This window comes from Mesorhizobium loti (assembly GCF_003148495.1).
In the GTDB taxonomy this organism is placed as follows: Bacteria; Pseudomonadota; Alphaproteobacteria; order Rhizobiales; family Rhizobiaceae; genus Mesorhizobium; species Mesorhizobium loti.
Genome location: NZ_QGGH01000002.1, coordinates 830,713 through 845,278, shown reverse-complemented (window position 1 = coordinate 845,278; position 14,566 = coordinate 830,713). Strand labels below are relative to the sequence as shown.

Below are 14,566 nucleotides of genomic sequence, written 5' to 3'. Positions count from 1 at the left end.
CGAAATATGGCCGGGCAGGCGTTAAATGGCGTTCGCACCTTGGGCAGCATTGTGGCGAAACAGCCTTTTCGGCGTCCCGACTCGCCTTTGACTCCAAACCGTCCGAGCGGAATATAGGACGCTGGACTCCTTGCACCAAGCGGTGTGCAGTGCAGCATGGAACGGCTCCTGCCATTTCGCTGTTGCGAAGATGCAACGTCAAGGTTCCGCCTCATTCGCGCCGGGGAATGACCCAAGTTCAGGTTCGCTTCAGCCGCATTTTGACACGACATTTGGAACCGACGAACGCCAGATCCGTTTCACCCCCCGGACGGGTAGATGGCGATCGTGAGAAACAAGCCTGTGTCCTGTGGCTTAAGGAGTAAAGAACAATGCAAGCCAATCTCAAATTCGCACGGCCGCTGGCCGTGGCGCTCGGGCTCTTCGCCCTCAGCGGAACTGCCTATGCCGCAGACGTCGTCCAGGAAGAGCCGCCGGCACCCGCGCCGATCGCTGAACTTCCGGTCGCTTCGTGGGCCGGCCCCTATGCCGGTCTCAACGTCGGCTATGGCTTCAGCGGCCATACCAAGGAAAAGGATCTGGGTGTTGACAATGTTGATGTCGGCACGAAGGGTTTCGTCGGCAGCGTCTTCGGCGGCTATCAGTGGCAGCAGGAGAACTTCGTCTACGGCGCTGAAGCCGAACTCGGCTACAATGGCGTCAAGGGCGACGATTCTGGCGTCAATTCCAAGGCAGGGTTCGAAGGTTCGCTGCGTGCCCGTCTTGGTTACGCCGTGACCCCGGAAATCCTGCTCTATGGCACCGGCGGTCTCGCCGGAAGGAGCCTGAAGGTGGAAGATCCGGCATTCGGTACGGACCGCGCAACGATGCTCGGCTGGACCGCTGGTCTCGGCACCGACATCAAGCTGACCGACAATGTGTTCGGCCGTGTCGAGTACCGCTACACCGACTTCGGCAGCAAGAGCTTCGATGGTATCGGCAAGGTCAAGGCCACCGACAACCGCGTCACCTTCGGCGTTGGTATGAAGTTCTAAGTCGTTCAAGCCACGACACGAAAAAGCCGGGCCTCGCGCCCGGCTTTTTTTTGAGCCTGAGTGGCCGCACAGGAGATCGAAGCGATCACCCTGGGCTAATCAAGTCGATCAGCCTGGCTGATCGGGCCGATCAACCGGGTTGGATCGGGCCGATCAACCGGGGATGCACGGCCTCAACTCTGGAAACTTCTCGTCGAAGCGCGCTGCCCATCGTGTCAGCCGGGCGCGACCCTTCTCCCATTTTCCGGCAAAGCGTAACGAGAGATAGCCGAGGCAGGCGCGCAGCGCCATTTGGCCGGCGGTGATCTTCTTCGGCAGCTTCGGCGGGTTGGCGTTGAGCAGATCGAGTGCTGCCGTGATCTTTGCCCATTGGCGATCGAGCCAGGGCTGGTAGACCATCTCCTCAGGCCGTGCGCGCCGCTCATAGACCATCGACAGCGCACAATCACAAATGCCGTCCGCCAGCGCCTCCAGCACTTCCGCCTCGAGCCGCTTGTCGGGATTGCGCGGGAAAAGCGCGCTCTTCGAAACCCGGTTGAGGTGCTGGGTGATGGCGCGGCTGTCATGGATCGAGCGGCCGTCGTCGAGCACCAGAACCGGGATCTTGCCGAGCGGGTTGGCGATCATCAAATCGGCCGGCTTCTCCTCGGTCTTGATCGGCACCAGATCGACGGCGATGCCGGCATAGGCCGCTGCCATTCGTACCTTGGAACTGTAGGGAGAAGACGACGCATAGAGCAGTCTGGGCATGATAGGTTCCTGTTTTGCAGGCGGGCAGTGTTGACCGATCAGACGCGATCGAGCAATGGCCACAAGCGGAAAACCCGGCCGCCAGCGAGCGACATGCATCAGCGTCGTTGACCGACACCGTTTAGCGAACGCTCCATGATGATGGTGCGTTCATCACCGTAGCAGCTGTCTCGAACTGCCTTGAATCCAAGCCCGGCGTAAAATGGCTCCGCCGTCACCGAGGACGGCACGGTCAGCACGGTGACGCCGCCAGCGTGCGCCGCTTCCTCAACCTCCGCCATAAGTCGTTTGCCGATACCACGGCCTTGCATTTCAGTATCCACAAAGACGGATCGGACAATGCTTCCATCGAGGCTGGCTGTTCCAACGATCCTGCCACGCACAACCGCGACAGAAACCCTCCGCTTCCTCAAAAGCGCAGAGACAGCGGATGGGCTGAAGTTCTGCTCCACGCGAGCGATGATGTCTTGCGAATAGTCTTTCGCATTGGTCTGTCGCAGAGCTGCCAGGATCACGCGGCTCACGGCTTCCGCGTCGTCCTTGTTGCCCTGCGAATCGTGAGTTCCGAAGTCACTTCACCACCAGGCAGCCGACCCGAATTCTCTGCGGAGCAGACAATGGTGGCACGCGGATCATCCAGTCAACAACCAAGACTGAAAAGCCTTACGCCGAACATTCGATCCGCATAGACGACACAAAAAAAGCCCCACCGGACTTCGCCCTATGGCGAAGTCCTGGGAGCTGCGAAAAGATATCCTCCGTCCGCCTCTGTCTCGCCTTCCGACTACCGAAGCAATGAGCGGGGCGCCTGTCAGGCACCCGCCCCTTGTGTCTCGGCACCGCCCCCGGCGAGGGAAGACGCGATTACTTCTTGCCGGCCTTCGCGGGTGCTGCCTTCGGCTTGGCCGCGGGTGCCGCTTTCTTCACCGGTGCCGAAGACTTCGCTGCCGCCGCCTTCTTTGCCGGTGCAGCCTTCGCTGCCGGTTTCTTGGCAGGTGCAGCTTTCGCAGCCGGCTTCTTTGCAGGTGCCGCCTTCTTCACTGCGGGTTTTGCCGCAGCCTTTGCAGCCGGCTTCTTGGCAGGCGCCGCCTTCGCAGCCGGCTTTGCCGCCGCCTTGGCAGGTGCCGCCTTCTTCACTGCAGGTTTTGCAGCGGCCTTTACTGCCGGCTTCTTGGCCGGTGCTGCTTTTGCCTTGGGCGCGGCCGCCTTCGGCTTGGCAGCAGGTGCTGCTTTCTTCACTGCAGCTGCGACCTTCGCCGTCGCTGCTTTTACGGGTGCTTTCTTTGCCGGTGCCTTGGACGCCGGCGCTTTGGATGACTGCTTAGCCATGCGATGCCCCTTCCGTTGTGCCGATGGCCGTAATGACCCGGCGCGCTCATGCATATCTGACTCGCGGCTTGCTAGCCAGCGAAGCAACAGACTGATTTCTGCAGCTTAAATTTTGGTTACGGATCACACATGATCGTGCTGATCGTCGCAAAAATCCGCTGCTGATCTTCGACCATTGCCTAGAGTGTACCGTCGACATTCTCTACACCCTGCGGGACCGTTCCTCTCGTGAAGCTCCGAAGATCAGTCAGCAGCTTTGCGCATCGATCTTCGGCCGATCATATCATGACCCCTGCTTCATCGGTGCGATCATCTCGTGCAAGCAGACGATCTATACTGCGAGCTGATGGCCGATCGCGGCTTCACCTTGTCAAGCACGATCGCATCACCCGCTTACATGCGAATTGACAGACAACTCTACATCACAGAGTATTCTGCATGGAATGCAGGAGTGCTTCAATGTCGATCGCACAGGATCAAGCGGCCCTGTCGCCGTTCAAGATTGCAGAGCCCCACGGCAGCGACCTCGGCCGTATCGGAGCTGACCGATGAGCGCCGACGAAATCATCCACCAGAGCACGCGGCTCAGGATCATGGCCGCCCTGAACATGCTGGAAAGGCGGCAAACGCTGGACTTCAGCCAGTTGAAGGCCATCATGGATGTCACCGACGGCAATCTCGGCGCGCATCTCGATACGCTGGCCAGGGCCGGCTATGTCGATATCGAAAAGCTGTTCGTCGGACGGCGGCCGCTGACGCGCGTCAGGGCGACGACGAGCGGACGGCGCGCGTTCCGCGGCCACGCGGCGTTCTTGCGCAAAATCCTCGATCAGGCCGAGGCGCCGCCGCGCAGAAAATAGCGCGGCGACTGCGCAAAACTTCTCAGCGCGTGGCGACCACGGCGAGGCCGGCACCGATCATCACACCGCCCGCCGCGCGGTTCACGCGACGCACGATCTTCGGTGTGCGCAACAGGTTGCGGACGCGACCGGCAAGGATGACATGGCCGCCGATCACCACGACCTCGACGGTCAGGATCACAATCATCAGCACACCGAGATGACCAGCGTTGAGTGATGCGCCGACGACGTTCGGCAGCAGCGCAACGTAGAACAAAGGCATTTTCGGATTGCCGAGATTGAGCGCGATGCCGGTGGCAAAAATCGTCAGCAGCCCGTGCCGTCCGGAGACGGGTTGCAGTTCCGGCACGACGGGCATGGCGGTCCACAGCCTGATGCCCATCCAGATCAGATAGGCCGCTCCGCCATAACGAAGCACCGTCATGACGAGCGTCATCTTGGCGGCGATGATCGACAGGCCGAAGGCGGCGAGGATCAGGAAGATGAGAATACCAACCACCGTGCCTGCGCCATAGGCGATACCCGAGGCGGCACCGCTGGAGATAGTGCGCGCGACGATCGTCATGTTGTCCGGTCCGGGGCTGGCAGCGTACACGAAGAAGGCAGCCGCGAAGGCAAGGATGGTGGCAAGGTCCATGAAGACTCCCGAAAGTGATCTGTTGCTCTCGGGCGTTCAGATTAGCCAGTTTGCCTGTCGGCGCCATCACGAAAATTCAGGATCTTCGCGATGCGCATTTTCGTCACGGCTGATAGCCGAGGCAGATGGCGCCGAGCGCGACGATGGCGCAAGCGCCGACCCGCCGTGGCGTCAGCATCTCGCCCAGGAACAGGCGCCCGATGAAGGCCGCGAAGACGACGCTGGTTTCGCGGATCGCGGTGATCGGGCCGGCCGGTCCAAGCGCGAAGGCCGCGACCACGACGCCGTAGGCCAGAAGCGCGAACAGGCCGCCGCCCAGCGCCTTCCAGGTTTCCGGCGCCCGCAGGTCGACGATGAGCCGGCCACGGCAGGCGACGAAGGTCGCCGGCAGCAAGGCGCCGTAGATCAGCAGGACCCAGGCGGTGTAGGCGCCGGCATTGCCCGCCGTGCGAACACCGATCGCATCGACGGTCGCATAGGCGGCGATGATCGCTCCCGTTGCCAGCGCATAGAGTATCGACGTCGTGGCGGCCCTGCCTCTTCCGAGCGAGAGACCCATGATGCCGCCGGCGACCAGCGCGACGCCGACGGTCTGCGACATGGTGAGCTGCTGGTTGGCCAGGAAGAACCCGCCAAGCGTGACAAGCAGCGGCACGCCCCCGCGAACGATCGGATAGACCTGTCCCAGTTCGCCATATCTGTAGGCGGCCACCAGAAACACGCTGTAGCCGACCTGCAGGCAGGCCGAGAGAACGATATAGAACCAGGCCGGTGAGGCCGGAAGGGTGTGGAAGACGGCGAAGGGAATGGCGAGCGCCGTGCTGGAAAAGCTCATGACGGTGACGGTCCACAACCTGTCGGCCCCGGTCCGCAGGAAGGCGTTCCAGGTTGCGTGCAGGACCGCCGCAAACAGCGCCAGTCCGATGACCAACGGGCTCATTGCGGCCTGCGCGAAGCAGCGACGATGCCCAGGGCCGCCTTGCGGGCGTCGCGAATAGCGGTGTCAGCCTGCCCCATCTGCGCAACCAGGGTCGCGCCTTCGATCAGCATCAGCAGCACCGTCGCCACACTCTCGGCGCGGTCACGCGGCATCACCTCTTCGAGGATCGACTGCATGCGCCGCTTGAGGCCGTTCTTCTGCCTGGCGGCAGCCTTGAACACCGGATGCCGGGGATCACCGAACTCGGCCAGCGCATGCGCGAACAGGCAGCCATGGAAATCCGGGCTGCGGAACCAACGTTCATGCCAGTCGAGGATTTTTCCGATTTTTTGCTCTGGCGTGATGCCCTCCTGCGCGAGGCGGTCGAGCTGGCTCTCAAAACGCCTGGCACGATAGTCGAGCACCTCGACGATCAGCTCGTCTTTGCTGGGGAAGTGGCGATACATTGTCATCTTGGCCACCTCGGCCTCGGCGATGATCCGGTCGATTCCAGTGGCATGGAAGCCTGCGCGCTTGAACAGCGCGTAGGCCGTTTCGACGACGTGCTGACGCTTGTCGGAACCAGGCGATGATGTCATGACGCTTACCAAGTAGTGAGACAGGTCTGTCTCATAGCTATGCGGCAGATCGAGCCTTCTGTCAACGCGGTACAGAAAAGCGCCCGCAGCCGATCAAGCCGCGGGCGCGAAAAGAGATAGGAACGGAAAGCCGGTTAGCGCAGGACGCGGCAGCGGCCGTTGTACACCATCCAGCGGTCGAAGCCCGAGACGCAGAATTCGACATTGTCGCCGATCGAGGCAAAACCCTGGCCTTCCTCGATCAGGTACCAGATGGTGCGATCGCGGCCGTCGGAGAGGCTGACGGTGGCGCCGCAGTAGCGGCGGCCGATCGGCCAGCTGTCGTTGGCCGGCAGGTAGCGGTGCTGGTGGATGCGCTGGAAATCGGTGATCTGCACGTTCGGCAGATGCGGCACGTGATGCACCTGGTAGGAGAAGCGGCTGGTGATCTTGTTCAGCACCCAGGCCTCGCCACAGACACCGCTGTCCTCATCGGAATAGATTGTAAGATCGGCCGCCTGCACTGCCTGGGTGACGCCGAGAGGCGCGGCAAGCGGAGTGCAGAGCGAAATCAGGGCGGCAAGTGCGGATTTGGCAAAGCGAGTCATGGCAGCCTCTCAAGGTCGATTGCGCGCACTGTGCGGATTCGCTTGGCGGCGGTCAAGCGGTTGCGGAAACAATGGTTTCCCAGTTGGGAACTGCGTTGGCCAAAGCCGGTCTTGCGCGAGCCCGGGTCGTTGAAGAGCACGCCTTCCTCACCCTTCCGGAACGCGGGCCTTTTCGCGCCTGGCGTCGCGAGATCCGAAGCCCTCCCCCGTCAAGCCTGCTCGCCTGCCAGCCATTCCAACGACCAGTGCGCCGGCCTCCCCACCGCAAGCAATCTGTGCAAAGCCGGCAGCAGCGTCCGCAGCTCGCCCTCCAGCGTGAATGGCGGGTTGACCACCAGCAGGCCGCTGCCGTCGAGGCTGGGCTCCGATGAAGCGGGCCTGATCTCGAATTCTATGTCGAGCAGCTTCGGGATGCCGGATTGCTTCAGCGCCTTGCGGAAGGCGATGATCGCCTTGCGGTCCTTGATCGGATACCACAGCGCATAGATGCCGCCAGGCCACCGCTTGTGCGCCCTCATGAGCCCGTCGACGAGGCGCTCGAACTCACCCGCCTCCTCGAATGGCGGATCGATGAGAACCAGGCCGCGCTTTTCCTTCGGCGGCAGATGCGCGCCGAGCGCCAGCCAGCCATCGAGTTCGATGATCCGGGCCTGGAAATCACCGGCAAAGAGCGTCCTCAGCTTCGCGACATCCTTGGGGTGCAGCTCGATCGCTGTCAGCCGGTCCTGCTTGCGCATGAGATGACGCGCGATCAGCGGCGAGCCCGGATATTTCTGGATACCACCCTCGGGATTGAGCGACCGCACCGTCTCCAGATAAGGCGCAAGCAGTGCCGCCACCGGTGCGGCAAACGGGGCATCGATCAGCCTGCCGATGCCGCCTTGCCACTCACCGGTCTTCTGCGCTTCGACCGACGACAGATCGTAGCGGCCGATGCCGGCATGGGTGTCGATGACCCGAAACGCCTTGTCCTTTTGCTTCAGATAGTCGAGCAGTCGCGTCAGCACGACGTGCTTGGCGACGTCGGCGAAATTCCCGGCATGATAGGCGTGGCGGTAGTTCACGTGGAGCCCCTGCCCCAGCGCGGCGGTGGCGGCTGCGCGTTCGGGTTTTTCGGCCGACCGCCGCCGGAGCGCAGGGTCAGCAAAAACCCGACCAAGCCGATCGCCACCAGCGAGAAGCCGACCGGCCGTGCACGACTGTCGATCTCGCCGACACCGGAGCGCAAGATGAGATCGACAGCTCGCATCGGGATATCGTCGGCATCGCCCGGTCCGACGGTGAAGATATAGGGGCCCGGGCTGACGGTCGCGATCACGCCGGCCTCGTCGCGAAAGATCTTGTCGGGCAGCTGCGGGCTTGCCTGGCGCGGGTTGTCGGAATGGTTGAATTGCAGCGTCGAGGCGAGCACCGTGCGGCCATTGCTGGCGGCGGTCAGCGTCAGCACGGTGCGTTGCTGCGAAACGATACGCTCGGCTCTTGCGGTCAGGTCGACCAGCACCCGCACCGGTGCGTCGCGGGCGGCGAGCGGCACTGTCAGCGGCTTGAAGCGGCCCTGCTCATAGACCCGCCAGGTGCCGATCCCATGGCCCGAGAAATTGCTCATCGCCCAGGGATAGATGACACCGATGCCGGTGCCGGCAAGCAGGATCAGGACAAACAGAAAGCGCATTCACATCACCACAGGATATCGTGACCTTGCCAATAGCGCCCCGACGGTCAAAAGGCGATGGCCAGCGGTGCAGCCATTCAGGAGGTGGATCAGGGTACGGGAACCAGCCGATTGGCAGCGTGGCTGTGCAAAGATGCAGACAAGGTTCCACCTATGCGCTCAAAAGCCGTTGCTAAAATGACCGGTATTCCACTGTGAAATGAACGCGCGCCCCTGAATTGCGCCACGCGGCTCATTCTTGGCGCTCCTCGCTGCCAAGCTTTGATTCTGCCTTGCAACAGCTTGCTGCGTCCGATTGCATATTTTTCAGCGGCCGCCTCAATACACTGATCCACAATGATGATCTGCCCTTGGACGCCCATGGTTCAGCCTCGTGGGCCTCGGCCGGCCTCATGATTAACCATTCGCAAACAGATATGATTAAGGAATTGCTAATTTAGTTGACTGTGATTTCCACAGGTATATTTTCGATGCGTTGGGATGTGCAATTTGGGCGAGCAATCGACGATGATGGCACCAGGCGTGTGATCGCGGCTTCGGGGCGCAGGAAATGCTGAACGGCAACACTTAAGTCGTGTCGTAGCACCAGTTCCTCGAACCCAGAGAACAATTAACGCACATCGGTGATGGCGATTCCGCAGATGCGGAGGTTTGCCACGTTCTCAAGGACGTGGCCGGGCAATGCTTTGTCCCGGCTCGGCGGTAGCGTGTGCGGTGCGTGCGAGGTCAGTATGGGTAAGCTTGTCAAGGTTCTGAAGCTGGAATCCGGCAGTCAAAGGGGCGCCAACCAAAGCCGAAGCCGCGCCCTGGTCGCCGGAGGCGCGGGATTTCTAGGATCGCATTTGTGCGAACGTCTTTTGCGGGACGGATACGACGTTGTCGCGCTCGACAATTTCCACACCGGCAAGAGATACAATCTCGGTGCCCTTCTGCGTAATCCGAGATTCACGTGCATCGAGCACGATATCGTCAATGCACTGCCTTCGGGCCTTCAGTGCGATGAGATCTACAATCTCGCTTGCCCAGCCTCTCCGCCGCACTACCAGGCAGACCCGATCCATACCTTCAAGACAAGCGTGCTTGGTTCGCTCAACCTTCTGGAGCTCGCGCGACAGAACAACGCCAAGATATTCCAGGCCTCGACGTCCGAAGTCTATGGCGACCCCTTCGTTCACCCACAGCCCGAGAGCTACTTCGGCAACGTCAATACGCACGGACCGCGGTCCTGCTACGACGAGGGCAAGCGTTCGGCCGAAACCCTGTTCTTCGACTATTCGAGAACCTATGGCCTCGATATCCGCGTTGCCCGCATTTTCAACACCTACGGCCGCCGCATGCAGCCCGATGACGGGCGTGTGGTTTCGAACTTCATCGTCCAGGCGTTGCGCGGCAAAGACCTGACTGTCTATGGCCACGGCCTGCAGACGCGTTCCTTCTGCTATGCCGACGACCTGATCGAGGGCTTTGTCCGGCTGATGAATGCGCCGAATGCGCCCGCGCACCCGGTCAATCTCGGCAACCCCGGCGAATTCACCATCATGGAACTGGCGACGCTGGTCATCAATTACACCAACGCCCGATCGAAGATCGTGCATCGGCCGCTGCCGATCGACGATCCCAGACAGCGCAAGCCGGACATCTCCTTTGCCAGGGCCAATCTCGGTTGGGAGCCGAAAATCAGCTTGAGCCAGGGGCTCGCGCGTACTGTCGAGTATTTTGACACCCTGCTCTACGGAAGTCACATGGCCAAAGGAGCCGCGGCTTCATGACCCGTGCGGCAATACTGGTGACGGGTGGGGCCGGCTTCATCGGCAGCCACACCTGCAAGCTGCTGGCCGCGGCCGGTTATATGCCCGTGGTTTTCGACAATCTGAGCCGCGGCAACACGAAGTCCGTTGCCTGGGGTCCGCTTGTCGTCGGCGATATCCGGGATCGGGATGCACTGCGGGGGGCGATGGAAACGTACCGGCCGACGGCAGTGATCCACTTTGCTGCGCTGGCCTATGTCGGCGAGTCCGTTCGCGAGCCGGCCGAGTACTATTCGACCAATGTAACAGGCACCATCGCGGTGCTCGATGCGGCGCGCGCTTGTTCCATCGAGAACATCATCTTCTCCAGCAGCTGCGCAACCTACGGCGTGCCGGAAGCGTTGCCCGTTCGCGAAACCTCCTCGCAGAATCCGATCAGCCCTTACGGGCGCACCAAGCTGATGGGCGAACAGATCATCGGCGACTATGCATCCGCATACGGAATGAAATTTGCGATCCTGCGCTATTTCAACGCTTGTGGCGCCGATCCCGACGGCGAGCTCGGTGAGTGGCATTCGCCGGAAACGCATCTGGTCCCCAGGGTGCTCATGGCCGCATCAGGCATCATAGACGAGATCGAGGTTTTCGGCACGGACTACGACACGTCGGACGGCACCTGCGTAAGGGATTATATCCATGTCAGCGATCTGGCCCGCGCCCATCTGAAAGCCCTCATGCATCTCGAGCGCGGCGGACAAAACCTGGCTGTCAACCTCGGCACCGGGCGGGGGGTGTCCATCAAGGAGATTGTCCAGGCGGTCAGCCGAATGACGTCAAGATCGGTTCCGGCCGTCTTCAGGAGCCGGCGCCCGGGAGATCCAGCAGAGCTCTACGCCGATCCCGGAAGCGCACGCGAACAGCTTGGCTTCGTGCCGGAGCTTTCCGATATCGACACGATCGTCAGGACGGCTGCCCCGTTTTTTGGGCTGAAGACGAAACCAATGAAACTGCCGCCAACCGAGGCGGCAGCATCCATCGCCGCTCGACAGATCAGAGGTAACGGGGCCGGCAGCTCGCGCGCTGGCCAAACCCGCTAGGGCTGCAGATAAAGGGCGATCCGCCTAGGAATGGGCCACCATCTCCCGGATTGAAAGAGACTTTCACCGGCGCCGGCGCGCGGACTTTGATCCGCTGCGGCGATGCAAAAGCGTAATCTTTTTCGCTCGTGCGCACTGTGCTGGTCATCTGGATCGTCGGCTCGGCTCTGAGCGAACGCACGAAGAATACAGCTTGGACCGGCTGGACGGGCTGGCTGCGGACCGCGTGGACCGCAGGCGGGAAAAGGACCGAACTGGTTTCGGTCGCATCCATAGCCTGACAACCTGCAACAGCAGAGATCATCGCCACGACCGCAACAATAGATGCGATATTTTTGCTTGGACGAAATGCACCCATCTCAGAATTGTTCATCATGTGTCCCTTGCCATCAAGTGTAAGCCTAGGACGCGTCGCGGCAACCTTTACCCTCGCCGCTTTCACGCCGCATGAGTGGACCACTCGCACATCACACCAGAATATTAGACATCACTAATTATTAAATTTCATCAAAACCGTATGGTCGGCCCATCATCTCGTCGTTCTGCAAGAAAAAATTGAATGCGGTCAATCAGCGGATCGGCGCGCCGACCACTCCAGCCGAACCGCGTGATACCTCACCATAGGCGATTCGCCAGTTTCTTGACAGGCGCCCGGCAAGAGCAGCCAGCAGGGATGGATTTTGGGTGGTTTGTTTAGCCAGTCAGGACGGTCCGTAGTGCCCAAATCTTTGGCTCCGTCCACGCCGAACGGCACATCAGAAACGAAGACGGGGCCACGGGGCTGGTCTGGTCGTGTCCCCGCGCGGCCAAAATACGGCCTAATTCTTGGAATCGACCAGCTTGCGGGTCTCTTCGAACTGCGAGCCCTTGGTGTTGCCTGCTTCGAATTTGCTATATTCGTCGGAAGGATCCTCGGGAGATCGCTTGAAACCGTACCATTCCCCATCCGGATCCTTGCGTTGCTGGATGTTCCCGCCCTGGATGCGGTGGCTGTAGCAGGTGCGGCGCTGCTCGCCAGTGTAACCCTTCGATCGCCAGGCGAGTTCCATGCACATCTTGCCTTCTTTGGTCACCAGCCATCTGCCCTCCGCGACGGATGCCGTGTCCTGTCCGGACGTCCAGGCCTCGAGGCGTCGATTGCCCTGCGCGAAATAGGCTGCTCCGTTCTTCCATACCCATGTTCGGTCGGCATAAAGAAGCTGCAGCTCATAGGCAGTTGGAACATTGGCGGTGTTTGCTTCCGCAGGTGCGCTGTCTTTGGCGGCAGCCGCGTGCGCCGTTCCTGGAAGAGCCATCTGGCCGCAAAGGGCCAGGATAAACAGAAGTTGCGTGCAACTTGCGAACCGACGACGTTCCTTGCATCGCCGACGGTCGACACCAAGGGGTGGCAATCTGGGCGGGGGCAATCTGGTTAGAGCTGTCGGCACAATTGGCGTTCGCATGTCTGTTTGGCTCAAGGCAGCGCTATCAGCGCTTTGACAGCCATGCGAACTATTTAACAGTCGCGAGAACGATGATGTCAACCTTTGCGAAGCAGACAGACGACAACTATTCGAGACACGCGCGCAGCCTGCAGTCGTCAAAATTAAGAATTGCGTCGTATATTCCTCCAACCCTGACAATCGCGCGCAAAAGCAGTATGCGCAGACATCCGGCGGGACGCGGTTTCAAATGACGGACGACCCGGAATTGAATCAGGCCGAAGGTCGGCAATACCTGCAGCAGTCGACCGACCGGGACACGGCTGCGCGCAACTACCTGAGTCCCAACACGGCGATCTTGCTGGGGATCCTGTTCATCGCAGGCATGTTCCGGTTCCACGACATCACCTTGCCGCTGGTCGATGCCTTCAGCTGGCGCGAGACAAGCACGGCGATGATGGCCGACAATTTCCAGCAGCGCAGCTGGAACATCTTCTTCCCGGAGGTCAGCTGGACCGGACCCGGGCCAAGCTATCAGGGCCGCGAGTTCCAGATCGTCAGTTATCTGACCGCCCTGCTCTACCAACTCTTCGGCTGGCACGACTGGTTCGGCCGCATGATTGCGGCCCTCTTCGGCCTGGTGACGGTGTTTTCGCTGCACAGGCTGACAGCGCTTTGCTGGGGCGAAACGCACGCCCATGTAGCGGCGCTCGCCTATGCGCTGATGCCTGCGACGATCATGATCGACAGCTCGTTTCTCCCGGAGCCCTCGATGCTGGCGTTGGTGACGCTCGGCATCTGGCTGTTCGTGAAATACTGGGTAGGCGGCAACGAGCGGCTGCTCCTGTTGGCCACGCTCAGCTTCACGTTTGGTGTGCTAGCAAAGCCCCCGGGCATCGCCGCCGGCTCCGTCATCTTCTATCTGGTGGCCTGCTGGATCTTACAGAAGCGATACAGACCGGCAATACGGACGTCGGTGAGTGGACTTCTCAGCCTCGCTGTCATCGCTGCCTATTTTAGCTGGGCGATACATCTTGGCCGGACATATCCACCGTATCATACCGCTGGTTTCGGATATATCTGGGACAGCGGCTTCTGGACTTTTTTTGACAACTATTTCTATTTGAATTCCGTTTGGAACAAATCGGTATGGTGGTTCTACGGTTATCCGATCATGATCCTGATCGTGATCGGATTCTGGCTGCCGCCAAGGCCAAGCACCGGATCCCAGGAGCGCATTCTTTCAGCCATCCCCTACGTTTGGCTGGCGGGCGCTCTGGTGGTCTATGTTGCTGCAGCGCGTGAAATCACCAGCAACCCGTGGAACTACCATATCTTCCATGTGCCGTTCGCCATGTTCTGCGCTCGCGGCGCGCTTGTGCTGGCGACGCTCGCATCCGGGATGACGTGGTCGCCGATGGTCGTCCTGCGCTCGGTCTGCATCGCGGCCGTGGTACTCGTCTGGTCGACATGTCCGCTGGTGAAGACAATGAAGGCGCCGATCGCCATGAACGGCAAGCTGCTTGGCGAGGAGCTGGCGCGGCTCGCCAAGCCAGGCGACCTGGTCATCGCCGTTGCTCCGGATGTGGGGGATCCCGTTGCCGTCTACTACAGTAGGATGCGCGGCTGGGTATTTCCTCCGGGCGGCGGTGACTTCAACTGGGCAATGTTCGTCAAGGACGACGCTACCGCGATCGCGCAGATCGAGGAGTTGCGCGCCGAGGGCGCGGACTTCCTCGGCGCCACAAAGAATGCCGAAGACGACAACAATCAGCTGTTCGTCGAGCACCATGCCGGGGTGATCGATTATCTCGACAAGATCGGGACCAAGCTCGTGGATTCGGATAAACTGCTGATCTATAAAATCAGCAGCCCTTGATGGAGCCAGAGATTAGGCAAAGGCCGGAAATGCG

Annotated in this window: 16 protein-coding genes; 6 read left to right on the top strand and 10 right to left on the bottom strand. The window is 60.8% G+C overall.

The window, feature by feature from the left end:
• Positions 1-371 precede the first annotated feature (371 nt).
• The gene (locus C8D77_RS12535) at positions 372-1,034 is read left to right on the top strand and encodes an outer membrane protein (protein WP_109662889.1); all 663 of its coding nucleotides are present in this window, start codon (positions 372-374) and stop codon (positions 1,032-1,034) included.
• 153 nt (positions 1,035-1,187) lie between these two features.
• Here C8D77_RS12535 and C8D77_RS12530 read toward each other — a convergent pair whose 3' ends face one another.
• Together C8D77_RS12530 and C8D77_RS12525 are read right to left on the bottom strand one after the other, a co-directional pair.
• A complete protein-coding gene (locus C8D77_RS12530; protein WP_109663364.1) occupies positions 1,188-1,784 on the bottom strand; it encodes a glutathione S-transferase family protein in 597 nt (198 codons plus the stop codon).
• 98 nt (positions 1,785-1,882) lie between these two features.
• On the bottom strand, positions 1,883-2,308 hold the full coding sequence (locus tag C8D77_RS12525) for a GNAT family N-acetyltransferase (protein ID WP_109662887.1): 426 nt from the start codon (positions 2,306-2,308) through the stop codon (positions 1,883-1,885).
• Between the two features lie 347 nt (positions 2,309-2,655).
• Here C8D77_RS12525 and C8D77_RS38055 point away from each other — a divergent pair, with 347 nt between their 5' ends.
• A complete protein-coding gene (locus C8D77_RS38055) occupies positions 2,656-3,222 on the top strand; it encodes a hypothetical protein (RefSeq protein WP_215732057.1) in 567 nt (188 codons plus the stop codon).
• 439 nt (positions 3,223-3,661) lie between these two features.
• Positions 3,662-3,973, top strand: coding sequence for a transcriptional regulator (locus C8D77_RS12515; RefSeq protein ID WP_109662882.1), 312 nt, complete (start codon positions 3,662-3,664; stop codon positions 3,971-3,973).
• A gap of 22 nt (positions 3,974-3,995) precedes the next feature.
• On the opposite strand, the gene C8D77_RS12510 is transcribed toward C8D77_RS12515, so the two are convergent.
• From C8D77_RS12510 to C8D77_RS12485, 6 genes are all read right to left on the bottom strand, one after another.
• Positions 3,996-4,610 (bottom strand): LysE family translocator, encoded by a 615-nt coding sequence (locus C8D77_RS12510; RefSeq protein WP_109662880.1) that lies wholly within the window; start codon positions 4,608-4,610, stop codon positions 3,996-3,998.
• A gap of 103 nt (positions 4,611-4,713) precedes the next feature.
• Complete coding sequence (locus tag C8D77_RS12505; RefSeq protein ID WP_109662878.1) at positions 4,714-5,550, bottom strand: DMT family transporter; 837 nt, start codon at positions 5,548-5,550, stop codon at positions 4,714-4,716.
• A complete protein-coding gene (locus C8D77_RS12500) occupies positions 5,547-6,128 on the bottom strand; it encodes a TetR/AcrR family transcriptional regulator (RefSeq protein WP_109662876.1) in 582 nt (193 codons plus the stop codon). Before C8D77_RS12500 ends, C8D77_RS12505 begins: the two co-directional genes overlap by 4 nt.
• A gap of 134 nt (positions 6,129-6,262) precedes the next feature.
• Positions 6,263-6,715, bottom strand: a complete 453-nt coding sequence (locus tag C8D77_RS12495) for a hypothetical protein (protein ID WP_109662874.1) — start codon at positions 6,713-6,715, stop codon at positions 6,263-6,265.
• Between the two features lie 209 nt (positions 6,716-6,924).
• A complete protein-coding gene (locus C8D77_RS12490) occupies positions 6,925-7,779 on the bottom strand; it encodes a 23S rRNA (adenine(2030)-N(6))-methyltransferase RlmJ (RefSeq protein WP_109662872.1) in 855 nt (284 codons plus the stop codon).
• Positions 7,776-8,387: a hypothetical protein gene (locus C8D77_RS12485; protein ID WP_109662870.1), complete on the bottom strand. Its 612-nt coding sequence runs from the start codon at positions 8,385-8,387 to the stop codon at positions 7,776-7,778. Before C8D77_RS12485 ends, C8D77_RS12490 begins: the two co-directional genes overlap by 4 nt.
• A gap of 731 nt (positions 8,388-9,118) precedes the next feature.
• Here C8D77_RS12485 and C8D77_RS12480 point away from each other — a divergent pair.
• Positions 9,119-10,156: a UDP-glucuronic acid decarboxylase family protein gene (locus C8D77_RS12480; protein WP_109662867.1), complete on the top strand. Its 1,038-nt coding sequence runs from the start codon at positions 9,119-9,121 to the stop codon at positions 10,154-10,156.
• Positions 10,153-11,232 (top strand): UDP-glucose 4-epimerase GalE, encoded by a 1,080-nt coding sequence (galE, locus tag C8D77_RS12475; RefSeq protein ID WP_109662865.1) that lies wholly within the window; start codon positions 10,153-10,155, stop codon positions 11,230-11,232. Before C8D77_RS12480 ends, galE begins: the two co-directional genes overlap by 4 nt.
• Here galE and C8D77_RS12470 read toward each other — a convergent pair.
• On the bottom strand, positions 11,186-11,605 hold the full coding sequence (locus tag C8D77_RS12470) for a hypothetical protein (RefSeq protein WP_342770038.1): 420 nt from the start codon (positions 11,603-11,605) through the stop codon (positions 11,186-11,188). The two genes, galE and C8D77_RS12470, sit on opposite strands and share 47 nt — an antisense overlap.
• A 445-nt stretch (positions 11,606-12,050) precedes the next feature.
• The gene (locus C8D77_RS12465; RefSeq protein WP_245951753.1) at positions 12,051-12,527 is read right to left on the bottom strand and encodes a DUF995 domain-containing protein; all 477 of its coding nucleotides are present in this window, start codon (positions 12,525-12,527) and stop codon (positions 12,051-12,053) included.
• A gap of 376 nt (positions 12,528-12,903) precedes the next feature.
• Here C8D77_RS12465 and C8D77_RS12460 point away from each other — a divergent pair, with 376 nt between their 5' ends.
• Positions 12,904-14,532, top strand: a complete 1,629-nt coding sequence (locus C8D77_RS12460; RefSeq protein WP_109662863.1) for an ArnT family glycosyltransferase — start codon at positions 12,904-12,906, stop codon at positions 14,530-14,532.
• Positions 14,533-14,566 lie beyond the last annotated feature (34 nt).

Bases quoted from the DNA above. Each gene is read 5' to 3' on its own strand.
- C8D77_RS12535 (WP_109662889.1), top strand. From the start codon at position 372: ATGCAAGCCAATCTCAAATTCGCACGGCCGCTGGCCGTGGCGCTCGGG.
- C8D77_RS12530 (WP_109663364.1), bottom strand. From the start codon at position 1,784: ATGCCCAGACTGCTCTATGCGTCGTCTTCTCCCTACAGTTCCAAGGTA.
- C8D77_RS12515 (WP_109662882.1), top strand. From the start codon at position 3,662: ATGAGCGCCGACGAAATCATCCACCAGAGCACGCGGCTCAGGATCATG.
- C8D77_RS12510 (WP_109662880.1), bottom strand. From the start codon at position 4,610: ATGGACCTTGCCACCATCCTTGCCTTCGCGGCTGCCTTCTTCGTGTAC.
- C8D77_RS12505 (WP_109662878.1), bottom strand. From the start codon at position 5,550: ATGAGCCCGTTGGTCATCGGACTGGCGCTGTTTGCGGCGGTCCTGCAC.
- C8D77_RS12500 (WP_109662876.1), bottom strand. From the start codon at position 6,128: ATGACATCATCGCCTGGTTCCGACAAGCGTCAGCACGTCGTCGAAACG.
- C8D77_RS12495 (WP_109662874.1), bottom strand. From the start codon at position 6,715: ATGACTCGCTTTGCCAAATCCGCACTTGCCGCCCTGATTTCGCTCTGC.
- C8D77_RS12485 (WP_109662870.1), bottom strand. From the start codon at position 8,387: ATGCGCTTTCTGTTTGTCCTGATCCTGCTTGCCGGCACCGGCATCGGT.
- C8D77_RS12480 (WP_109662867.1), top strand. From the start codon at position 9,119: ATGGGTAAGCTTGTCAAGGTTCTGAAGCTGGAATCCGGCAGTCAAAGG.
- galE (WP_109662865.1), top strand. From the start codon at position 10,153: ATGACCCGTGCGGCAATACTGGTGACGGGTGGGGCCGGCTTCATCGGC.
- C8D77_RS12470 (WP_342770038.1), bottom strand. From the start codon at position 11,605: ATGAACAATTCTGAGATGGGTGCATTTCGTCCAAGCAAAAATATCGCA.
- C8D77_RS12465 (WP_245951753.1), bottom strand. From the start codon at position 12,527: ATGGCTCTTCCAGGAACGGCGCACGCGGCTGCCGCCAAAGACAGCGCA.
- C8D77_RS12460 (WP_109662863.1), top strand. From the start codon at position 12,904: ATGACGGACGACCCGGAATTGAATCAGGCCGAAGGTCGGCAATACCTG.